The organism is Mucilaginibacter sp. P4_G9, assembly GCF_056400985.1.
On sequence record NZ_JBFUKF010000414.1, the window covers coordinates 1 to 4,391 of the forward strand.

5 protein-coding genes are annotated in these 4,391 nt (G+C 41.0%); 3 read left to right on the forward strand and 2 right to left on the reverse strand.

Annotated elements, in window-relative coordinates; genetic code table 11:
• On the forward strand, nt 1–660 hold a 660-nt coding region (locus AC1DPZ_RS22770; protein WP_477407767.1), incomplete at its 5' end, for a murein L,D-transpeptidase catalytic domain family protein.
• A 54-nt stretch (nt 661–714) separates the two neighbouring features.
• Here the strand turns inward: AC1DPZ_RS22770 and AC1DPZ_RS22775 are convergent.
• Complete coding sequence (locus AC1DPZ_RS22775) at nt 715–2,154, reverse strand: L,D-transpeptidase family protein (RefSeq protein ID WP_477407769.1); 1,440 nt, start codon at nt 2,152–2,154, stop codon at nt 715–717.
• Nucleotides 2,155–2,457: 303 nt separating this feature from the next.
• Between AC1DPZ_RS22775 and AC1DPZ_RS22780 the strand changes: the two genes are divergently transcribed.
• Complete coding sequence (locus tag AC1DPZ_RS22780; protein ID WP_477407771.1) at nt 2,458–3,396, forward strand: glycosyl hydrolase; 939 nt, start codon at nt 2,458–2,460, stop codon at nt 3,394–3,396.
• Nucleotides 3,396–3,914: a DinB family protein gene (locus tag AC1DPZ_RS22785; RefSeq protein WP_477407773.1), complete on the forward strand. Its 519-nt coding sequence runs from the start codon at nt 3,396–3,398 to the stop codon at nt 3,912–3,914. Before AC1DPZ_RS22780 ends, AC1DPZ_RS22785 begins: the two co-directional genes overlap by 1 nt.
• Here AC1DPZ_RS22785 and AC1DPZ_RS22790 read toward each other — a convergent pair.
• Nucleotides 3,911–4,391, reverse strand: a 481-nt coding sequence (locus AC1DPZ_RS22790) for an HAD family hydrolase (RefSeq protein ID WP_477407775.1), incomplete at its 5' end; no start/stop codon positions are given. The genes AC1DPZ_RS22785 and AC1DPZ_RS22790 overlap by 4 nt on opposite strands.

The following is a 4,391-nucleotide window of genomic DNA, read 5'->3' on the forward strand; positions in this document are numbered from 1 at the left end:
CTATTTAACCAGTATGTTAATAACGTCTATCTTGCAGCTAATTTACAGGAATCGGGGTTAGCTTTCGAAGTGTTTGAAAAAGCGGTTACCGGTTATACCAATTTAAAACTCGCTCATAAATTATCACAAAATACTGCGGTGCTTACGGTTGTTGATTTTACCAAACCGAGCCGCGAAAAACGTATGTGGATAATTAATTTATTTAGCAAACAACTGTTACTAAATACCTGGGTGGCACACGGTGAAGGAAGCGGCATGGAAATGGCAAACCGGTTTTCTGATCGTAACGATTCGCATCAAAGCAGTTTGGGATTTTACCTGGCCGATGATGTTTATATGGGTAAACACGGCCGTTCTTTGCATTTGGACGGTATGGATGAAGGGTTTAACATAAGTGCCCGTCAACGGGGTATTGTTGTTCATGCTGCCGACTATGTGAGCCAGGGAGCAATTAACCAGTTGGGTAGGTTGGGCCGTAGTTTTGGCTGCCCTGCTGTTTCTCCTAATGTTGCTGATTTTGTTATCAATACTATACAGGGGAAATCGGTGTTTTTTATCAACGGTAATGATGACAGGTACACTTCAAAATACCTGGATGAAACCGCACCATTAAACCAGGTTGCAGCTGATTCAACATCATTTGATATAGCGAAACTTTAAGTACCTTATCCAATTATAAACCTGGATGCCCGGCCTTAACCAACCGGGCATTTTTTATTTCCCCATGATTGTTTGAAGATGAGCATAAAGCACAATATCCAATCCATACACATCGGGCCGGTATTGCAGGGTGCCATTTTCATCGGCCCAGCAGGTAACATAAGTTATGTATATAGGTGTTTTTTTAGGTAATGAGATATTTGTAGGCTCGGGGTTATCTTCGCTCATATCCTTTATTATGGTGTCCAGGTCTTCACCCTCGCCAAAAAGGCTCTTAGCCAATGCCTGCGGATCTCCCAATCGCACACAGCCATGGCTCACGGCGCGCATACTTTGCCTGAAAGCAGCTTTTGCAGGTGTATCATGAAGGTAAACGCTGCTCTTGTTCTTAAACAGGAATTTGATTGTACCAAGGGAATTATCAGCACCTGGGCGCTGTTTAAAATCATAGTCAAGGTTATCCTTTGTTACGGTCGACCAGTCGATATCTTCAGGATCCTCAACTAAATCGCCATTTTTATATACGTCGATATTCTTGTTTGATAGGTAATACCTGTCCCTGGCCGCTTCAACAATAATCTCCTTGGTGGCTATGCTTTGCGGTATATTCCAAACGGGGTTTACATCCACACTGTGTATTAAACTACCTAATTGAGGTGTTTCGCGCGGAAATGGTTTATCAACTTTGGCAGTATCGCCAAAGTTGATAAGCGTTTCTTTATTATCCATGTTACGCCCCTGGCCAACACAAACCTTCATGTTTAATACAGATTTACCATCTTCAAATACATCAAGGCGGTAGTCGGGAATATTAACATACACATATTTAGGTTCATATGGTTTATTTCGCCAGCGTAAACGTTCAAGGTTGACCATTAAACAGCGTTGTGTTTCTTCTTTTGACAGCCCGGGTAATGCTTCGCCGCTGATAAAAACTTTCTGTAAGGCAATGTACTGTGGATTTTTAGGCTGAATACTATCCAGGTAATTTTTGATGCTTGCGGCTGCAAACACAGCTTTCGTCGAGGTACTGTCGGGACGTTTTGTTGCTGTAAAATATCTTGAGTAGATTTTTTTAGGGTTAATAATTCCAAACTGCAGCGCGTTGGTGTATCTTGTAAGTGTGCTTGCGGTAAGTAACTCCAATTTTGCCAGGGTAAGGTATGCCTCATCAATTGTTTTAATCCCATTTTTATCATGAAATTTAGCAATTAAAGCTTTCAGCTTTTTAGGTCGAAACAGGTTTGAATCCAGGCCATGTTCATTAGCTTTAGTATAATATTGAGGTATGGCATCCAGGTCGCCATTACTTAAATGGTTTAATACAAAAGTTGGCTGGTAATCATTAGCTTTATAATATGCTTCTATCACCGGTTCGTTGGCTAATTTCGACTTTTCGGCAGCCAGCTCTTTTTTAAATACTTCGGCATAGGCTTCGGGGTCAACATCTTTAAAAACTTTATTTTGCGTTATCCTGAAAAGATCGTCGGCCATTTCAGAATGCTTTTTTTTACAGCTTTGAAAAGTGAACAATAAAGCACACAATGAAAGTAATATAAGGGAGGGAAAGGTTTTATTTTTCGTGACGGAGGGCATAATCAAATTTAGTTAAATAAGTCTTATGATTAGCAATACCCATACCACAAAGCCTGTAAGTTTTTAATTAAATTTGAAATCAGACAATTTATCAGCAACATTGAAATAATTATGTCAATAATCTCAAAAAAACACGTATTTTTCTCGATTATTATAGTTTTTTTACTGCCATTTTCAGCCTTTTCTCAAGGTTTTAAACCAGTGAATAAAGACGCCTCTCCCGAGGCCGTAAGCCTATTATCTTTTTTATATGAAATTAAAGGGAAGCACATTCTGTCGGGCCAACAAAATTACAACAGTGATTTGACCATATTTTCGGACAGTGCAAAGGCCATAACGGGGAAATATCCTGCCCTTTGGGGTTCTGATTTTATGTTGTGGGGAGATAAAGATCTTGGCCAAAAACTGGTGGACGAAGCTATAAAAAAATGGGCCGATGGTTACCTTGTTACCATTATGTGGCACCAAGGGCGACCAATTGATAATCCCCGATATGACTGGAAGCAAAGCATCCAGGGTAAATTGACAGAAGCCCAATGGACAGAATTGGTAACCCCCAACACACCCTTAAACCAAAAGTGGCTGGCTGATATAGATAAGGAAGCCGGTTACCTTAAACAGCTGCGCGATGCGCATGTGCCTGTTTTATGGCGGCCATACCATGAAATKAACGGTGTTTGGTTTTGGTGGGGTGACAAAAAAGGTGAGAATGGAATTAAAAAGTTGTGGAAAATGATGTACGACCGCTATACCAATTATCATCATTTAAACAACCTGATATGGGTTTGGGGGGCAAACGGTTTACGTGATATCCCTCAGGATGAGGCTTATGACTATAAATTATATTATCCGGGTGCCAACTATGTAGATATCCTGGGATCAGACGTATATCATTTTGATTATGAGCAAAAGGATTATAACGAATTGCTTAAGCTGGCCAATGGTAAAATAATATGCCTGGGCGAAACAGGAGAACTGCCCAATACCGCCGTATTGGCAGCACAACCCGAATGGGCCTGGTTTATGGTGTGGACCAGTTGGTTATGGACAGACAATACCCACGATAGGGTGAAAGAGGTATATGGGCTACCGCAAACCCTAAACCACGATGAGGTTAAAACAATGCTCCAAAAGAAATAATGGCAGATAAACTACCAGAAGTTTGGCTTCGTGGGCCATTAAGTGATATGCCTGCGCTGGTACAGCCGGTAGCCCATGCGCTCTTGCAGGCAAGAGAAGAGCTTAATGAATTGCTGTATGATTTTCCTGCAACATTGTTATGGGATAAGGTGGCAGGGACGGCGTCGCCGGGGTTTCATTTGCAGCATTTAACTGGCGTATTAGACAGGCTTTTTACTTATGCAAAAGGAGAGAGGCTTACCGGGAGGCAGTTTGAATATTTGTCGGCCGAAGGAAAACTGGATGATGATTTAGATGTAACATCACTTGTGAAGCAATTTAACTTGCAGGTTGACAAAGCGTTGAAGCAATTATATGAAGTAGATGAATCAGCGCTAAGAGAAGTAAGGGGAGTAGGTCGTTTCCAGGTTCCTTCAACGGTAATAGGCCTTTATGTACACGCAGCCGAACATACTATGCGGCATTTAGGGCAATTGCTGGTTACCGTTAAAGTGCTTAAGAGCGAAAATTCGGTCTAAGAAAATACAGCTACAGCGTCCTTAAGGTTTTTGGAAAAGTGCGTTACCACAGCATTTTGATGCCTGTTATCGGGATCGAATAAAAATGTATCAATGCCTAAAGCCGAGGCAGCTTTTATCTCCGATTCAGGGTCGTCACCAATAATCAATAGCTCTTCGGGCTGATAATTATTAGCAGCCATGATCAACGCAAAAATATCCTTTTTAGTTTGGGTGGATACTTGAGGATCAACGATATAGATCGCTTTAAAATCTTCCTCAATCCCCAATAATTTTATTTTGCTCCACTGCAGTTTGGTAAAGCCTGTAGTTACTAAAAATTTATCTATTTTAGTTTCGCTGATGTGTTTATACTCCTCATAGGGCTGCATAGGTAAGGTATACTCCAGGTTTTTAAGCATATCGAGGCCCTTTTTTTTTGCGGTGTCGCTAAGTTTAAACTTATCAGCAACTTGCTGATAAGGCCTTCTTTTCATT

What these genes read in the sequence shown, in the direction of transcription:
- AC1DPZ_RS22775 (WP_477407769.1), bottom strand. Translation starts at nt 2,154, where the DNA reads ATGGCCGACGATCTTTTCAGGATAACGCAAAATAAAGTTTTTAAAGAT.
- AC1DPZ_RS22785 (WP_477407773.1), top strand. Translation starts at nt 3,396, where the DNA reads ATGGCAGATAAACTACCAGAAGTTTGGCTTCGTGGGCCATTAAGTGAT.